Source organism: Cohnella xylanilytica, from assembly GCF_014212175.1.
Taxonomy (GTDB): Bacteria; Bacillota; Bacilli; order Paenibacillales; family Paenibacillaceae; genus Cohnella; species Cohnella xylanilytica.
In genome coordinates this window covers 120,522-138,506 of record NZ_JACJVR010000005.1, presented here as the reverse complement: position 1 = coordinate 138,506, position 17,985 = coordinate 120,522, and the positions used below count along the sequence as shown (strand labels likewise).

Sequence of the window (17,985 nt, the reverse complement as noted above, 5' to 3'; positions counted from 1 at the left end):
ATGGCGCCAAATCGCGAAAAATTCTGAATTATTTTGTTAAAGGAAAGAAGATTGTCCGTTATAAGGAAGGGTCGATGGGGATTTTATCCCTTTACCGCCCCGATCATGACGCCTTTCTCGAAATATCGCTGAAGGAATGGGTACAGAACGAGAATCGGCAACGACGATACGATGATGACCCCGTACTTGATCTGGTCGGCGTAGCGCTGCGCGTAGCCGCCCGCGGCTCCCCCGGTGCCGGCCCCGTTCTGGAACACCTGGTTCGAGAGCAGAATGTCCCTGAGCACCATCTGAAGCGGCTGCAGCTTGTTGTCCCGGATATAGATGAGCGCCGTGAAGAAGTCGTTCCAATGGCCGACCAGGTAATACAGCCCGATCACCGAGATCAGCGCCTTCGACAGCGGCAGCGCCACCTTCGCGAAGAAGGCGAAGTGCGTGCAGCCGTCCATGACCGCCGCTTCGTACAGCTCCGGCGGCAGAGAATTCTCGAAGAACGTGCGGGCGATGATCAGGTAGAAGACGTTGACGCAGAACGGCAGAATGAACACCCAGAACGTATTGGTGAGGTGCAGATCCTTCATGAGCAGATAAGTCGGAATGAGCCCGCCGTTGAAGAACATCGTTACGACGAAGAGCAGCATGATCGGGCGCCGCGCCTTGAACTCCTTCCGCGAGAGGACGTAGGCGGCCGGCATCGTGAACAGCATGTTCACCAGCGTGCCGAACAGCGTATAGAACACGGTGTTCCGGTACCCGGTCCAGATGCGGCCGTCGCCGAAGATCTCCTTGTAGCCGAACAGGCTGACGCCTCTCGGGAAGAGCAGCACCTTGCCGGTCGAGACGAGCGTCGAATCGCTGAACGAGGCGATGACGATGAAGTAGAGCGGATAGACGATAAGGAGGAAAATGAGCGCGCATGCCGCCCCGAGAACGATGCGGAAGGCCAGTTCCCTTCCGTCCGCGCGTTTTAGCGTCACGTTGGACACCCCTTTCTTCCCTCGAACGGACAGAGATCGAGAGAGAGCGAGAGAGATTGAGAAAGAAAGTGAGATTAAGAAAGAAAGTGAGATTAAGAAAGAATGATTGAGATTAATATAAGCTCGTATCGGACACCCGCTTCGAGATCGCGTTCATCGCGAGCAGGAAGACGAAGTTGATGACGGTGTTGAACAGCCCGATCGCCGAGGCGTAGCTGAACTGGTTCGAGATGATGCCGATCCGGTATACGTACGTCGAGATCACTTCGGAGACGGGCAGGTTCAGCGAGTTCTGCATCAGGAAGATCTTCTCGAAGCCGGTGCTGAGAATGCCCCCCATGCTGAGAATGAACAAGACGATAATCGTCGGCACGAGCGCCGGCAAGTCGACGTGGCGAATCGTCTGCCAGCGCGACGCTCCGTCCATCTTCGCCGAGTCGTACAGCTGCGGGTCGACGGCGGACAACGCGGCGAGGTAGATGATGCTGTTCCAGCCGCAATGCTGCCAGACGTCCGACAGCACGTAGACCGGAATGAAGGTGCCGGTCGACGCGATGAGGTTGATATGGCCGAGGCCGATCGACTTCATCAGGTAGCCGACGGCGCCCGTCTCCGGCGAGAGCAGGACGTTGAGCATGCCGACGAGGACGATGACGGAGATAAAATGCGGCAAGTACACGGTCGTCTGCATCAGGTTCTTCAGCCGCTTGCGCCGGATCTGGTTCAGGATCAGCGCCAGCACGATGGGAGCCGGGAAGCCGACGACGATCGTGACGAGGCTGATCAGGAACGTGTTGGTCATCAGGTCGGCGAACAGGTAGCTGTCGATGAACTGCTGGAAATAGTGAAGGCCGCGCCACTCTCCGCCGGTAAGCCCCTTCGAGAAGTCGTAGTCGCGGAACGCGAGCTGGATGCCGTACATCGGAATATAGTTGAAGATCAGGACGACGGCGACGGCGGGCATGATCATGATCCACAATTGATAGTCGCGCCTTAGAAGCCGCAGTCTTCCCTGGGTTCGCATGGACTCCTCTCCTTTCGATGCGGCGGGAAGAAGGGAGCCGGCTCTTCCTTCTCCGACTCCGGGCAGCTCCCTCTCCCCTTCAGGTCTCTATTGCTTCTTCTTGTACTCGTCGTAATACTTCTGCATAATCTCGAGATTCTGCTTAAGCCCCGCCTTCTCGCTCTCCTTCACGTAGGAATCCCACTCCGCTTCGACTCCGCCCTTCGTCACCCACTTGGCGAAGCTCGTGTTCGCGAGATTCATCAGGTTCGTGTTGTTCAGCCCGAGCGTGCTGTTGTCCGCCGTCGTATACTTCAGGAAGACGCCCGGCAGCACGTCGTTGTCCACGTCGATCGGAATCGACTCGATCGGCTTGGACTGCTCGAGCACTTCCTGCATATCCTTGCCGAGCGTCAGCTTCAGCGTGTCCGGGATGTAGAAGGCGCCGTTGTCCGCCATCGTCGACGTCCACTTCCACGTGCCCGGATCCATCGCGGGATCGGCCGGCGGAAGCACGGCGTAGCTGCCGTCCCCGTTGTCCTTGATGTTCGGCCCGAGCGAACCGAACAGCACCTGCATGCCGACCGTCGGCGAATACATCTCGTTGATGAAGCGCATGGCGGCTTCCTTGTTCTTCGACTTCGCCGACATCACGATGTGGTTGGCGCCGTAGTTCAGCGAGTTGTAATCGTAGCTCCACGACACGGGGCTGTCCGGCGTCGCCTTCGGCGGCGAGATCGACGCGTATTGAGGGGCGAGCGTCTCCCCGAAGCGGTCGGAGGCGACCCAGCCGAGCGTGAAGCCGACCTTCGCCGTCTCGCCCTCGCCGCGCGCGACCGCCTGATACTTCGTATAATCGTGCGTGAACACTTCCGGATTGATGAGTCCGGCTTTGTACAGCTTGTTCAGGAAGGTTACGAGCTGCTTATAGCGTTCGTCGGTCAGGAAGTTCTTCACTTGCCCGTCCTCGACGAAGTAGCCCTGCCCGCTTCCGTCGGTCAGCGTCATTCCGGTGCCGCCGAGCAGGTAGGCCGCGTTGAAGTAGCCGCCGATGCCGCCCGGCCAATCCATCGGGATCTCGTCGTTCGGGTCGCCGTTGCCGTTGGCGTCCTTCTCCTTGAACGCGACCAGAACGTCGTACAGTTCGTCCCAGGTGGTCGGGACCTGGAGGCCCAGATTGTCGAGCCACTTCTGGTTGATATAGAGGCGGGACGCGGAGCTCGGCCAGAACCGCTGGTACTTCGGCAAGCCGTAGATCTTCCCGTCCGGCTGCGTCGCGATCCGCTTCGTATCCGGCTTCTCCTCGAACATCGCCTGCACGTAGGGCGCCTGGTCCAGCATGCCGGACAAGTCCTGGAACAGTCCCTGGAACTGCGCCATGTCGGCGTCGGTGATGACGTTCGGCCCGACGAACAAGTCCGGCACGTCTCCGCTCGCGAGCATCGTGCCCTTCTTCTGATCCCAGTCGGCCGTAATCTCCTGCCATTGGATATCGACGCCGGCCGCGTCCTCCACCTTCTGCAGCCACTCCATCTCCGCCAGCGGCTTCGTCAGCGGATGCTTTGTCATGATGGCCGTCAGCTTCACTTTCTTGGCCGTGCCTGCCGAACCCGCGGGCGCGCTTCCTTCCGCGTTGCCATCGCCTCCGCCCGAGCTGCACGCGCTCAGAACCATTGCGGCGCCGACCAGGACCGAGATCGCGGTTCCCGCTCTCCTTCGAATGCCTTGCTTCATTCCGTTACCCCCTCTTCGTTATTGGAAAATCGTGTCGGCCCCGTCCGATAACGCCTCGGACGGACGACCGCCGCGAACGATGTCCGTTCGCTGTTCCCACTCTAAAGGCCGGGACGCCGGGCCGTAAACGGACAGTTTTCAAGCGGTTCGCATTAATTGAAAGCGCTTCTACGAGAAGGGACGGAAAACGCTTCCGAAGCCTTGCCGAGCCGGCGTTTCAACAATTGCATACGTTCAAATAATGCCTCTTGCGGCCGCATAAGACGCGAAAAGCCGCCGCGGAACCGCGGCAGCTCCCCTGCCCCACTCGTCGACTCTTCACACGGCCTTGTGCGTATCCCGGTACTGTCCGGGCGTCGTGCCGACGATCTTCTTGAACGAGCGGATGAAGCTCGACGTGTTGGCGAACCCCGCCTGCCGCGACACTTCGTCCAGCGTCTGGTTCGTGTCCCGCAGCAGCCGGGCCGACTTCTGGATGCGCTGCAGATCGATATATTCCTTGAAGTTCTGCCCGAACGTCTTCTTGAAGTAATGGCTGAAGTTGGACGGCGACATGCCGAAGCGGTCCGCGATGCGCTGCAGGGAGAAGTCGGGGTCCATCCCCCGTTCCTCGATGAAGCGGACGATGTCGTCCCGCGAGGCGCTTCGCGACGGCGGCGACGCGCTCCGGATGACCTCGCACAGCTTGGCGCAGCTGTCCCGAACGATATCGGCCATCTGCTCGATCGTATACCGGTGCCGGAACGCCGCGTCCGTCAGCCGGAGCAGGCTGGCGTCGTCGTGGCTGAACCGCTGCAGGCCGTTCAGAATGGCGCTGACCGTGTTCAGATAGATTCCGCGCACGAGATGCGGCGGAATGCCTTCGCTGCCGATATGGGCGAGGATCCGCTCCACGACGGCCGCCACGGAATCGGCGTCGTTCTTCAAGATCATAAGCTCCAGCGATTGGAGCAGCTCCGCGCAATACGAGACCGTACCCGCCTTCGGCGCCTCCACCTCGTCGAAGAACAGCACCTCGTATTCTCTTCGGAGGCGCAGATGCTCGGAAGCCCGAAGCGCTTGCAGGTAAGCGAGATGGACGGCTTCCGACGATTCGGGCTTGCCGGCGATGCCGGCTCCGATCAGCGCCCGGGCTCCGATGCTCGCCTCCAATTCGCGGCGGACGGACTCCAGGTACTCCCTCAGCGGATAATCGGGCCGGTAGGAGCCAACGAAGATCATCTCTTGATGGTAGATGCTTCGGAAGAAGCAGCCCCGCAGCCCGTCGGCCGGCCTTCTCTCGACGATCCGCAGAATGTTCGCGGCGTCCTTGACCGCGCGTTCTCCCGCGTCCTCGCCTCCTTCCGCCCCGCCCGAATCCCCCGCTTCGATGCAGAGGACCGCCACCGCCGTGCCGGAATAGGGGAACGAGATCCCGTACGCCTTCGCTTCGGCGAGATAGTCGGCCCAGGCCGGCGCCTTTCCGCTGACGAGCTCGAACAGCAGATGGTCTCGCAGAATCGGGAGCGTTCGCTTCACCTTCGCGTCCAGCGTGCTGTTGACGGACACCAGCTCTCCCAGCGCATAGCGGATCGTCTCGATCTCGCTTAACGCTTGGCGTTCGGGCGGTTCGAACAGATGAACGGCGAGGTCGACGAGCCGTTTGATCGGGTGGTAATTGCGCCGGATCGAGACGTAGATGACGAGCATCTCGAGCAGCAGCATGAGCCCGATCAGCACGATCGTATTGCGCTGAACCGTCTGGATGCCCTGCAGCGTCTCCGTCACGGGAAGCACGCTGACGTACTGCCAGCCGTTCGCCTCCGACACCGAATAAGACGCGATATAGGACCGTCCGTTTAACGCGTGGATGCCCGGCGCGACCTTGCCCTCCTTCATGCCGGACACGATCGCGCGGAACTCGCCGGTTCCCCCGTATTCCGTCTGCTTGGTAGCCAACAGAGGCTTCCCGTTCTCGTCGAAAATAAAGAAGTCCCCCGTGTACTTCTCGGACACGGAATCGAGCATGCGCGCGATCGTCTCTTCTCGCACGAGGATCAGCACCGCTCCCGGCGAATCGTATCCCCCGATCGGCAGCGGCAGCGCGAACGTCAGCATGCGCACCCGGTTGCTCCCCGGGATGACGACGTTCTCCACCGGGCGAACGAGAGGCGCTTCGAGCCCGCGCAGCGTCCGGAACATCTCCTCGTGCGGCCAGCTCTCGTAATAGAAGCCGATGCCCGGCTTGGCGAAATCCTCCACCTTGTAAGCGCTTCCCGTTTTGGCGAACAAAAAGCCCATTTTCTCGACGTACAGCAGCGTGTTGTCGATGAAGCCGTCCGTGGCGTTATACTTGCGCATCTCGCCCGCGATCCGGACCCTCTCATAGTCGCCGTCGTCGGTGTCGTACAGCTTGATCTCGCGGTTCTGCACGATCTCGTACGGCAGATGATAGACGTAACGGGTGAAGGTGTCCATCGACGTCATGAACTGCTCGGTGACGTGGGCGTTCCAGTCGGTCTCCTTCTGCTTCACGACCTCCGTCGAATGGGGATAATAGTAGACCAGAATGACCAGGATTGGGAAGGCAAGGACAAGGACGTAGGAGATCAGGTATTGGATCAGCAAGCGACTCCGGCTTCTTCTCAAGGACAAGCCACCTCTCACCGTTTGCTTCGCAAGTCCCCTCTATTATACATCGCCGCCCGCAAGGCGAACAGCGCGGACCTTGTCGCTTCGGATACGGAAAAAGCCGCTACGCGAGGCTTGGGAAGTCGCCCCGCGAAGCGGCTGATCGGAATGGGGGTCGCGGCCCGTTCAGCTCGCGATCCACGAGTCTTCGTCGACCCGGATCGTCTGCACTTTGACGGCCTTGCCCGTCGCTTCGTCGATGTCGACGAAGACGCCGCTCAGAATCCACTTCGTGTCCGCCACCTGGAACCGAGCCGGCAGGCCGGTCATGAACTTGCGGATGACGGTCTCCCGCTCCATGCCGAGCACCCCGTCCCTCGGTCCGGTCATGCCGGCGTCCGTCACGTAAGCGGTCCCTTCCGGGAGGATGCGGTCGTCGTTCGTCTGCACGTGCGTATGCGTGCCGACGACGAGCGATGCCCGGCCGTCGAGATGCCAGCCCATCGCGATCTTCTCGCTCGTCGCTTCGGCGTGGAAGTCGACCAGGATGCAGCGGTGCTTCCGGCGCAGCTCGTCCACGATCTCGTCCGCGGCCCGGAACGGGCAGTCCGACGGCGGCAGGAACGTCCGCCCGATCAGGTTGACGATGGCCAGCTCCTTGTTGCCGACCTTGATGACCGCGCTGCCGGCGCCCGGCGTTCCCGGCGGCAGGTTGGCGGGACGGATCAGCCGAGGCTCGTCGTCGATGAACTCGAAGATGTCCCGGTTATCCCATGTATGATTGCCCATCGTGATGCCGTGAACGCCCCACTCGAACAGCTCGCGGGCGATCGCGGCGTTGATGCCGCGTCCTCCGGCGGCGTTCTCGCCGTTGGCGATGATGACGTGCGGCTGGTATTTATCCTTGATCCAAGGCAGCAGGCGCTTGACCGTATCGCGTCCGACGTTGCCCACGATATCTCCTATGAATACGACTTTCATCCAGTTGGCTCCTTTGTCGCGGCGGCCGGACGGCTCGCCGCGTCTTGCTTCGATGCTTCCTCCGGGAAAGGGAAGAAGTGGCCGCGCTATGCTGCCGCAGCCACTTCTTAAGCTTCCCGAAACTTATTTGGCGTACTCCACCGCACGAGTCTCGCGGATGACCGTGACCTTGATATGCCCCGGATAATCCAGCTCGTCCTCGATTTTCTTCGTGATGTCGCGGGCGAGGCGGAACGCTTCCGCGTCGTCGATCTTCTCCGGCTGGACCATGACGCGAACTTCGCGTCCGGCCTGGATCGCGTACGACTTGTCGACGCCCTCGAACGATTCCGAGATCTCTTCCAGCTTCTCGAGCCGCTTGATGTAGGTCTCGAGCGTCTCCCTCCTCGCTCCGGGGCGCGCCGCGCTGAGCGCGTCCGCCGCTCCGACGAGCATCGCGATGACCGAAGTCGCTTCGACGTCGCCGTGGTGGGAGGCGATGCTGTTGATGACGACCGGATGCTCTTTGTATTTCTTCGCCAATTCTACGCCGATCTCGACATGCGAACCTTCCACTTCGTGGTCGAGCGCCTTGCCGATATCATGCAGCAAGCCGGCGCGTTTGGCGAGCGATACGTCTTCTCCGAGCTCCGCCGCCATCAGTCCGGTCAGATAAGCCACTTCCATCGAGTGCTTGAGCACGTTCTGGCCGTAGCTCGTCCGGAACTTCAAACGTCCGAGAATCTTGATCAGATCCGGATGCAGGCCGTGCACGCCAACCTCGAAGGTGGCTTGCTCGCCGTATTCCCGGATTCTCTCGTCCACTTCCTTGCGGGACTTCTCGACCATCTCTTCGATGCGGGCCGGATGGATGCGTCCGTCGGCGACCAGCTTCTCGAGGGAGGTGCGAGCGATCTCGCGGCGAATCGGATCGAACCCGGACAGGATGACCGCTTCCGGCGTGTCGTCGATGATGAGGTCGATCCCCGTCAACGTCTCGAGCGCCCGGATATTGCGGCCTTCGCGGCCGATGATGCGGCCCTTCATCTCTTCGTTCGGCAGCGACACGACGGATACCGTCGTCTCCGCCACGTGATCCGCGGCGCAGCGCTGGATCGCGAGCGAGATGATGTCGCGGGCGCGTTTGTCCGCTTCTTCCTTCGCTTGTTGCTCGATGTCCTTGATCAGCTGGGCGGTCTCGTGCCGCACTTCCTGTTCGACGGTCGTCAGGATGAGCTGCTTCGCGTCTTCCATCGTGAGGTTCGAGATTCTCTCCAGCTCGCTGATTTGTTGCTTATGAAGCGTCTCGATCTGATCTTGGATCTCTTCGATTCGTTTCTCCTTGTTGGCGACTTGCTCCTCTTTGCGTTCCAGCGCTTCCATCTTCCGGTCCAGCGATTCTTCCTTCTGCACCAGACGACGCTCTTGACGCTGAATCTCGTTGCGCCGGTCGCGGATGTCGCGCTCGGCTTCGTTACGGAGCTTGTGCACCTCGTCTTTGGCTTCCAGAACCGTCTCCTTGCGAGTGGCGTCCGCTTCCTTCTTGGCGTTCTCCACAATTTGACGGGCAGCCTGTTCGGCGCTGGATATCTTCGCTTCCGCAATGGACTTGCGTACCACATAACCGATCCCAAAGAAAAGCGCGCCAACAACGATTACGATCAAGACCCAAATCCAGGTGGCCATGGTCTTCACCTCCTCGTTGCATCGCCAAGGCATCGCTTGGGACACTTATGAAATTGTTTGCCGGTCTCTAAACCGTCTCATTTCTGTCGTAAAAAAGTCGAAAAATCGGATTCCGAATCGTTTTTTGGAAGGAAAAAGGGTTCGGAATGAAAAGATGGAATACAGGATCATTGTATCTGTTATGAAAATGGATTGTCAAGCAAAGCAACCCGGCTACTCCTCGTAAGCTCCGTACATGCCGGTATCCATCGCTTCATCGATCCCGTCCCAATCCGATCCTTCGCTTCCCCGCGAATCCCCCGCCTCGTCGGCGGCCTTCTTCACCGCTTCGAGCGCCACTCCCGCGGGGTAGCCTCTCCGCTGCAGCACCGCCATCAGCCTGTATTCGCGTTCGCGGCGGGTGTCGCCCTTCGTCGAGGGCCACCGCTTGCGGGCGAGCTCGAGAGCCGATCGCCTCTCCGCCTTGGCGTCCAGAGAAGAGATCGCCTGTTCGACATCGTTCTTCTTCACGCCGCGCTGCAGCAGCTCCTGGCGGACGAGACGGCTGCCTTTGCGCTGGTTCGCGACCTTCTGCTCCGCGTATCGCTTCGCGTAGGCCGTATCGTCCACAAGGCGGTGGGAAGTTAGTCTGTCCAAACAAGCCGCGATTGCTTCAGGGGAATGCCCTTTGCGCTTCAAGGCCGTCTCCAGCTCCTTCTTCGTTCTCGCCTTGCGGTCGAGCATATTCAAGGAAGCCCGGTACGCCTGTTCGACCTCCTCGGTCTTGCGCAGGGCCGCCCATTCCTCCGTCGTCAGCGTTCGCCCCTTGAGCAGCCTCCATTCGATCAGCGTGTCCTCGTGTACGCTCAGCAGCTCGGGCTCTGCGCCTCCGGCGACGGCGACCGTAATCCGGTACATCGCCCGTCGCTTCGGATCGGCCTCGACGGCCGTCACGACCGCGCCATCCGCTTGCAAGCCGGCTTCGGAGGCCGCCACGACTGCGCCAACCGCTTGCAGGCCGGCTTCGGAGGCCGCGGAATCGAGGTCGCTTCGGCCGTCGCCGGATTCGGTCGCCGCTCCGTCCCATTCCTTCTTCTGCTCTTCATCCCGCCGTCGCATCGGCCTTCGCCTCCTTCAAATGGAAAGGGTATCCGCACGGATGCGGATACCCTATTGCCGTAACGTGTCAGGTTCGGTTCCTCTCCCGAATCGACGCCTCTCAAGAGACGCGGAACGGTTATTCCAGCTCGTCGGCGAATTCGCTGTCGTCTTCGTCGTCGTCCGGTTGAGCGGCGGCCGCGGACTTGCTAATGGCGTCCGCGCTGAGCGTCGCTTCCCGGATCTGCTGCTCGATCTGGCCGGACAGCGCAGGGTTGTCCTTCAGGAACTGCTTCGCGTTCTCGCGCCCTTGACCGAGACGTTCGCCGTTGAAGGAGAACCAGGCGCCGCTCTTCTGCACGATATCCAATTCCGTTCCGATATCGATGATGCTGCCTTCCTTCGAGATCCCTTCGCCGTACATGATGTCCAGCTCCGCTTGCTTGAACGGAGGCGCCACCTTGTTCTTCACGACCTTGATGCGGGTGCGGTTGCCGACCACGTCGTTGCCTTGCTTGATCGACTCGATGCGGCGAACGTCCAGCCGTACGCTGGCGTAGAACTTCAGCGCGCGTCCGCCCGGCGTCGTCTCGGGGTTGCCGAACATGACGCCGACCTTCTCGCGCAGCTGGTTGATGAAGATCGCAATCGACTTCGACTTGCTGATCGCGCCGGACAGCTTCCGCATCGCCTGGGACATCAGGCGCGCCTGCAGGCCGACGAAGGAGTCGCCCATGTCGCCTTCGATCTCGGCCTTCGGCACGAGCGCCGCGACCGAGTCGACGACGATGATGTCGACGGCGCCGCTGCGCACGAGCGCTTCGGCGATCTCCAGTGCCTGTTCGCCGGTGTCCGGCTGGCTGAGCAGCAGCTCGTCGATGTTGACACCCAGGTTGCGGGCGTAGATCGGGTCGAGGGCGTGCTCGGCGTCGATGAACGCCGCTTGGCCGCCGGCCTTCTGCACTTCCGCGATCGCGTGCAGGGCGACCGTCGTCTTACCGGAGGATTCCGGTCCGTAGACTTCGATAATCCGTCCCCGCGGGAATCCGCCGATCCCGAGGGCGATGTCCAAGGCGAGGGCTCCGCTCGAATACGTCTCTACTTGCAGTTGAGCGGTCTCTCCCAACTTCATGATAGAACCTTTGCCGAATTGCTTCTCAATCTGGCGCAAAGCCATCTCTAATGCGGCGCGACGATCGGACAACACACCCACATCCTTATCTTTATTATAGTTTAATCATACCTTCTTTTGGTGCGTTTGCCAAGCTTTTTGCGAACATTCGTTCGATTGACTTGTATAAAAAAACCGCAGCAAAGTAATCTTCGCTACGGTTCTTCCGCAACTTTCATAAAAACTTTACCATATGGCCGTAAAGTTGACAAGCCTTTTAGCGAATTTTGTCACAAAGTCGCCCCAATTATGCGCAACGATTGGCGATAAGCGACGTCTCTTCTCTATGGGGTTATGGATGAGGGCCGGTCTAGCGAACGAAGAGGGTAATTCCCGGCGCTCCGGCTCTGCTAACCACCAAAACGGCGGTTGCAGCGGGCTCTACCCGGCATTCCTGGCTCTCTAACCTCCAAAATGGCGGCTGCAGCGGGCTCTACCCGGCTCTCCGGCTCTCTAACCTCCAAAATGGCGGTTGCACGGGCTCTAACCGGCACTCCTGCCCTCTAACCACCAAAACGGCGGTTTCAGTCGCACCGAGGGTTACGGAGCCTAAATGGAGCCCGTTCCCGGTACTCCGACACTCTGCACACCTTTAGCGTTCACCCGGCACTTCGGCGCTACGAGACGCACCCCGCATCCGCGACGCGGACCCGCACAATCAACCGCAAAAAGCGGCAGTTCCCCAAGAACTGCCGCTCGAATAGACCAATTAGACCCACAGCTACGCGAAAAACCGAAAGGCGTTCTGGCCGCCCTCTTATGCCCACGGCCCTGCTCTCTTGCTCCTGCCCGCGTTCCTCTACTCCTGCCCGCTCAGCGACTGCCACAGCAGATGCAGCGCCCGCTTCGTCGCGCGAATGCGGATGCCTTGCCGGTCGCCCGACAGCTGCAGCTTCTCTACGCGCGTCGGCTTCCCTCGCTCGGCGAGGCCGACGTACACAAGGCCGACCGGCTTGCCTTCGGAGCCGGCCGGGCCCGCCACGCCGGTCGCCGACAGCGAGAAGTCGGCGTCCGCGATCGCGCGGGCGCCTTCGGCCATCGCGGCGGCCGTCTCCGGGCTGACGGCGCCGGGCGCGCCCTCGCCTTCCAGCAACTCCATCGGCACGCCGAGCTGCCTGTGCTTCACCGCGTTGCTGTAGCTGACGACGCCGCCCAGGAACGCGTCCGCGCTTCCCGGCACCGTCGTCAGCGCCGCGGCGATCATGCCGCCCGTGCAGCTCTCCGCGACCGTCAGCGTCATCCGCTTCTGCTCCAGCAGGCGGACGACCGCCGCCTCGAGCGGGATGTCCTCTTCCGCGTACAAGTATCCCTTCGTGCGCGAACGGATCTCCTGCAGCGTCGGCTCCAGCTTCCTCGCCGCTTCCTCTGCGTTCCCCGCCTTCGTCGAGACGCGGATCGCGACCTCCCCTTCCTTCGCGTAAGGGGCGATCGTCGGGTCGTTCTGCTCGCGGATGAGGTCGATAAGCAGATCCTCCAGCATCGATTCGCCGATCCCGCTGAACTTGAGCATGACCGAATGAAGCGCGTTCGCCTCCCCGAGCGCGCCCCGCAGCCACGTTCTGCCGTCGTTCTCGAACATCGGCTTCATCTCGCGCGGCGGTCCCGGCAGCAATAGATAATGAGTCCCATCGACGGACAAGGCGTTGCCGACGGCAAGGCCCGTGTCGTTGCGCAGAGGGGTCGCCCCTTCCACGAGGTGCGCCTGCCTGCGATTGCTCTCCACGAAGGCCGTGCCGCGTCCCATGAACAGCTCCTCGATCTTGCGCATCGTCGGCTCGTGCGTGACGATGGCGCGCCCGAGATAGGCGGCCAGCACGTCCCGCGTCAAGTCGTCGAGCGTAGGCCCGAGCCCGCCCGTGAACACGAGCAGGTCCGCCCGTCCCCGCGCCGTCTCGATCGCCGCCCGGATCCGATCCGCGTTGTCTCCCACGACCGTCTGGTAATAAACGTCAATGCCCAGCTCTGCCAGGCCTTGCGACAGATACTGGGCGTTCGTGTTGACGATCTGGCCGAGAAGCAGCTCCGTCCCGACCGCGATAATCTCCGCTCTCATGCGTCGCGCTTCACCTCTTTGGAACCGGAACCCGGTCCCGAATTCGAAGATTCGATAATCAGAGTCTTGTTCTTCACGAAGTAGTCGATCCCCGAGTAGACGGTGATGATCGCGGCCGCCCATACGACGATCGTATCGACCGGAACGTGGATGAATTCGAACGGCAGGTTGTTGAGCAGCAGCACGACGATCATCGCGATCTGGATCGTCGTCTTCCACTTGCCCCATTTGCTCGCCGCGAGAACGACGCCTTCGAGCAGCGCCACCTGGCGCAGGCCCGTCACCGCCCATTCGCGGCTGATGATGACGATGGCGACCCAGGCGTCGAGCTTGCCCATCTCGACGAGCGAGATGAGCACCGCGCCGACCAGCAGCTTATCCGCGAGCGGATCGAGCAGCTTGCCGAGATTGGTCACGATCTTGCGCTTGCGGGCGATATAGCCGTCCAGCCCGTCCGTGCTGGCCGCGAGAATGAACAGCAGCAGCGCGAAGATCTGGTTGTAGGAGATCGAGTAGCTGCCGATGTTCAGCGGCGAGACGTTCAGCTTAATCAGCAGGAAGAACGCCACGATCGGGACGAGAAAAATGCGCGCGAGCGTAATCCGGTTCGCCAGATTCAAGCGATTCCCTCCCCCGACAAATCGTACTCGTAGGCATGGGTGATGCGGACCTTGCGAATCTCGCCGATCTCCGGGCGGCAGCCGGTGATGAACACCTCGCCGTCCACTTCGGGCGCGTCGTATTGGCTCCGGCCGATGAACACGTCGCTGCGGCCGTCGTACTTCTCCACCAGAACGTCGATCGTACGCCCGACGTACTTGGCCGAATTCTGCTGCGCGACCTCGCGTTGAATCTCCATCAGCGTATGCGCGCGGTATTGCTTCACCTCGTCGGGGAGATGGTCCTCTTCCGGAAGACGGTCCGCCGGAGTGTCCTCTTCCCTGGAGTACGTGAAGACGCCGAGGCGGTCGAACTTCATCTCGCGGACGAAGTCGCACAGATTGGCGAAGTCCTCCTCCGTCTCGCCCGGGAAGCCGACGATCATCGAAGTCCGGAGCGCGACGTCCGGAATGCGGGCGCGGATCTTGGCGACGAGCTCGCGCACGTCGCGCTGCCGGCCGGGACGGCGCATCCGCTTCAGAATGCGGTCTTCGCTATGCTGAAGAGGCATGTCGATATAGTTGCAGATCTTCGGGTTGCTCGCGATCGCGTCGATCAGCTCGTCGGTGAAGAAGCCCGGATACGCGTAATGCAGCCGCACCCACTCGACGCCGGGCACTTCGCTGACGCGGTTCAGCAGCTCGGGCAGCTTGAAGCCGTCGTACAGATCCGTTCCGTAGTTCGTCGAGTCCTGGGCGATCAGGCTGATCTCCTTGACTCCCTGCGCGGCGAGCTGGGCGGCTTCGGCGACGATCGATTCGATCGAGCGGCTGCGGAACTTCCCGCGCATGATCGGAATGCTGCAGAACGTGCAGGCGTTGTCGCAGCCTTCCGCGATCTTCAGGTACGCCGTATGGCGCGGCGTCGACAGAAGACGGGGATGGTTCTCCTCGTACGTGAAGACCGGATTGCCCACGTAGACGGGCTTGCGGCCGCCGAGCGCCTCGTCGATAATATCGTTGATCTTGTAGAAGTCGCCCGTTCCGACGATGCCGTCGATCTCGGGCATCTCCTTCATCAATTCTTCCTTGTACCGCTGCGTCAGGCAGCCGGAGACGATAAGCGCCTTCAATCGGGCCGTCTCTTTCAATTCGGCGAGATTTAGAATCGTATTCACCGATTCTTCCTTCGCCGCGTCGATGAATCCGCACGTATTGACGATAACGACCGTCGCATCCTCGGGTTTGTCCACGAGCGAATACCCGCGCTGGTGGATGAGCCCCGACATGATCTCGGAATCGACCAGATTTTTCTCGCAGCCCAGTGTCACGACGCTGACTTTCTCGATCATCGCTGCCTTCCCCCATATGTTCGTCCGAACTTTCCAAATTTAACTGCAATCAGTATAAACGAAGCCCCGTAACGTGTCAAAATACCGCAAAAAGCTTCCTTCCGGCTCCGAAGCCTCGAGGAAGCGGCGTCATCGGCGGCTCGCGCCGGAAATTAACGGTAATTGACGAATTGCAGGTCGACCGTCAGATCGGCTCCGCGCAGCAGCCCCATAACCGCCTGGAGATCGTCCTTGCTCTTGCCGGTGACGCGCAGCTGGTCGCCCTGGATCTGGCTCTTGACCTTCAGCTTGGAGTCGCGGATCAGGATGTTGATCTTCTTCGCGTTCTCCTGGTCGACGCCCTGCTTCATCTTGATCGTCTGCCGAACGGTCTGCCCGGCGGCCGGCTCGATCTTGCCGTAGTCGAGATTGCGAATCGGCACGCCGCGCTTGATCAGCTTGGACTGGAGAATGTCCAGCACGCTCTTCAGCCGGTATTCGTCGTCCGAAGCGACGACGAGAGATTCGCCTTCCAGCTTGATGCTGCTCTTGCTGCCCTTGAAGTCGAAGCGCGTCTCGATCTCCTTCAGCGCTTGGGTGACCGCGTTGTTGACTTCCTGCATATCCACCTTGGAGACGATATCGAAGGAATATTCGGATGCCATATTATGTACTCTTCCTTTCCTAATAAAGCTATTCCATCCTATTATAAACGGATTCGCCCGCGAAAAAAAGCGAAAGGCCCTCTTGGCAAGGGCCTTCGCGAACGAAGAAACGGCCTCATCGCGCTCTCGCCGGGTCCCGGAACATGTCCAGAATGCCGAGCACGACCCAGGCGAGACCGAAGCCGAGAATGCCGTAACCCCAGGCGCTCGGGGTCAAGTACCAGCCCAACAGGCTGACGATGACGCCGATCGCGGTCACGATCCAGCTTGTCGCCATCTAAGCATAACCTCCAGCTAAGGGAATGAGCGTGCTTCCTCATTGTCCCCGCGGCGAGAGGCGGCTATTCTACGGCTGCGTAACGGTCTCGCCGTTCGCCTCGTTCGCGCCGGCCGTTCCCTCGACCGGAGTAAAGACGAACTTGCGGGAGCCGGATACGTCGCCGTCGTCGACGACCACGTCGTCGATGGATACGACGGCGTTCTTGGCGTTGCCGAGGTTGACGTAGATCGGACCGTTCAATGGGAACGTTAACGTGTTGTCAGGCGTACCCTGATACAGATACTTCCCCTTCCGACTGTTCTCCTGCACGCCGACCCAGCTGCCGGTCGAGACGACCTTCAGCGTATGGGCGCCCGCGGGACCGACGTCGTAATACGTCGTGCTGCCCGACTTGCGGGTCTCGGTCAGCGTAACCGGCTCCGGCGAAGGCGAATTCGCGGGGGAAGAAGCCGGCGGGGCCGTAATCGTCGGCGTCGACGAAGGGGACGGACTGAGGGACGGAGACGCGGTGTCGGTCGTAATCGGCGTCTCGGGATCCGCCTTCCCCGCCTTGGAGGGCAAGTTCTGCACGACGTAAATGTAGACGACGACGAGGATCAGCAGCGGGAACAGCCACATGAGCAACGTGACGGCCAGCTTGCCCCAGCGGTCGTTGTGCTGGACGGATCGGCTCTTCGGCTTGATCACGTTCTCCGGAGCCGCCGTCTCCGGCGCGGCCGGCTTGGGCAGCTCCTTGTGGTACAGCCGCAGAACCTCCTCCGCGTCGAGACCGACGGTCTCCGCGTACGTCTTGACGAAGGCCCGGACGTAGAACGACCCGGGCAGCACTTTATAATCGCCTTGTTCGATCGCTTCCAAATATCTTTTGCGGATTTTGGTCGCTTCCTGGATGTCATCGAGCGTGTAACCGCGCTGCTCTCTCGCCTTGCGCAGCAGCAATCCCAAATCCGACATCGGCCTCACCTCCGTTCTTGTTCATCGTTCGTTCATCCCCGTCCTAGAATCCGTCGTCCAGACCCGCGGTCGTGAAGTTCTCGTATGTAATCTCTTCCTCCGGCGTGTTGCGCAGTTCGATAATGCAGTCGAACACGTCGTAATCGAATTCGGATTCGCGCACGAAGATGTCCGGATGCTCGATCACCTTCGTGGACGGCATGGCCATGATCTCGTGGAGGAGGCTGTAATGCTTCTCGTTCGAGCGGATCGTGCTGACGATCCCGTCGATGATGAACACGTTGTTCGGGTTCATCTCCTCTTCCGACAGCTGGCTCCGAACCGTCTGGCGCAGAAGGGTCGAAGAGACGAACGCCCACCGCTTGTTCGCGCACACGCTTCCGGCGATAATCGACTCCGTCTTGCCGACGCGGGGCATTCCCCTCAGCCCGATCGTCTGATTGCCTTCCTTCTTAAACAATTCCCCCAAAAAGTCGACCAGCAAACCTAGATCGCTGCGGGTGAACCGGAAAGTCTTGCCGTCGGACGAATCCCGCTCGATGTAAGTGCCGTGCCGGATCGCCAATATATCGGTAAGCCGCGGAGGCCGGAGCGTAATCAGCGAGATGTTCTCGACCTTGGACAGCATCTTGCCGAGCAGCTCGATCTTCTCGTCGTCGTCCGTCTGCAGCAGCAGCCCGCGCGTACGGTCTTCGACGCCGTTGATCGTAATGATGTTCACTTCCAGCATCCCGAGCAGGGAAGCCAAATCCCCGAGGAGGCCGGGGCGGTTCTTATGAATCTTATATTCCATGTACCATTGCTTCTTCTCCATTGAACGCACCCCGATAACCGGAACCTGTATGATAAAAAAATAAGCCTGAAACGGTCCCTTTCTTGTATTCT

Annotated in this window: 15 protein-coding genes; all 15 read right to left on the bottom strand. The window is 60.6% G+C overall.

What is annotated here, in order from left to right:
• Positions 1–83 precede the first annotated feature (83 nt).
• Positions 84–977, bottom strand: a complete 894-nt coding sequence (locus H7B90_RS02435; RefSeq protein WP_373315885.1) for a carbohydrate ABC transporter permease — start codon at positions 975–977, stop codon at positions 84–86.
• A gap of 112 nt (positions 978–1,089) precedes the next feature.
• Positions 1,090–2,001 (bottom strand): ABC transporter permease, encoded by a 912-nt coding sequence (locus H7B90_RS02430; protein WP_185134272.1) that lies wholly within the window; start codon positions 1,999–2,001, stop codon positions 1,090–1,092.
• Between the two features lie 87 nt (positions 2,002–2,088).
• Complete coding sequence (locus tag H7B90_RS02425; protein ID WP_221481887.1) at positions 2,089–3,714, bottom strand: ABC transporter substrate-binding protein; 1,626 nt, start codon at positions 3,712–3,714, stop codon at positions 2,089–2,091.
• Positions 3,715–4,032: 318 nt separating this feature from the next.
• Positions 4,033–6,342, bottom strand: a complete 2,310-nt coding sequence (locus H7B90_RS02420; protein WP_185134271.1) for an AraC family transcriptional regulator — start codon at positions 6,340–6,342, stop codon at positions 4,033–4,035.
• Between the two features lie 168 nt (positions 6,343–6,510).
• Positions 6,511–7,305: a TIGR00282 family metallophosphoesterase gene (locus tag H7B90_RS02415; RefSeq protein ID WP_185134270.1), complete on the bottom strand. Its 795-nt coding sequence runs from the start codon at positions 7,303–7,305 to the stop codon at positions 6,511–6,513.
• Between the two features lie 123 nt (positions 7,306–7,428).
• Positions 7,429–8,970: a ribonuclease Y gene (gene rny / locus H7B90_RS02410; RefSeq protein WP_185134269.1), complete on the bottom strand. Its 1,542-nt coding sequence runs from the start codon at positions 8,968–8,970 to the stop codon at positions 7,429–7,431.
• Positions 8,971–9,183: 213 nt separating this feature from the next.
• Positions 9,184–10,068 (bottom strand): regulatory protein RecX, encoded by an 885-nt coding sequence (locus H7B90_RS02405; protein ID WP_185134268.1) that lies wholly within the window; start codon positions 10,066–10,068, stop codon positions 9,184–9,186.
• Positions 10,069–10,186: 118 nt separating this feature from the next.
• Entirely contained in the window at positions 10,187–11,251 is a 1,065-nt protein-coding gene (recA, locus tag H7B90_RS02400) for a recombinase RecA (RefSeq protein WP_185134267.1), read from the bottom strand.
• Positions 11,252–12,017: 766 nt separating this feature from the next.
• The gene (locus H7B90_RS02395) at positions 12,018–13,271 is read right to left on the bottom strand and encodes a competence/damage-inducible protein A (protein WP_185134266.1); all 1,254 of its coding nucleotides are present in this window, start codon (positions 13,269–13,271) and stop codon (positions 12,018–12,020) included.
• Entirely contained in the window at positions 13,268–13,891 is a 624-nt protein-coding gene (gene pgsA, locus H7B90_RS02390) for a CDP-diacylglycerol--glycerol-3-phosphate 3-phosphatidyltransferase (RefSeq protein WP_185134265.1), read from the bottom strand. Before pgsA ends, H7B90_RS02395 begins: the two co-directional genes overlap by 4 nt.
• Positions 13,888–15,222: a 30S ribosomal protein S12 methylthiotransferase RimO gene (rimO, locus tag H7B90_RS02385; protein WP_185134264.1), complete on the bottom strand. Its 1,335-nt coding sequence runs from the start codon at positions 15,220–15,222 to the stop codon at positions 13,888–13,890. Before rimO ends, pgsA begins: the two co-directional genes overlap by 4 nt.
• Positions 15,223–15,374: 152 nt before the next feature.
• The gene (locus tag H7B90_RS02380) at positions 15,375–15,866 is read right to left on the bottom strand and encodes a YajQ family cyclic di-GMP-binding protein (RefSeq protein ID WP_185134263.1); all 492 of its coding nucleotides are present in this window, start codon (positions 15,864–15,866) and stop codon (positions 15,375–15,377) included.
• 115 nt (positions 15,867–15,981) lie between these two features.
• Positions 15,982–16,143, bottom strand: a complete 162-nt coding sequence (locus tag H7B90_RS02375; RefSeq protein WP_185134262.1) for a hypothetical protein — start codon at positions 16,141–16,143, stop codon at positions 15,982–15,984.
• Positions 16,144–16,212: 69 nt separating this feature from the next.
• Entirely contained in the window at positions 16,213–17,100 is an 888-nt protein-coding gene (locus tag H7B90_RS02370) for a helix-turn-helix domain-containing protein (protein WP_185134261.1), read from the bottom strand.
• A gap of 43 nt (positions 17,101–17,143) precedes the next feature.
• Positions 17,144–17,914 carry a DUF3388 domain-containing protein gene (locus H7B90_RS02365; protein ID WP_185134260.1) on the bottom strand — a complete coding sequence of 257 codons (771 nt, stop codon included), beginning with the start codon at positions 17,912–17,914 and terminating at the stop codon, positions 17,144–17,146.
• Between the last annotated feature and the right edge of the window lie 71 nt (positions 17,915–17,985).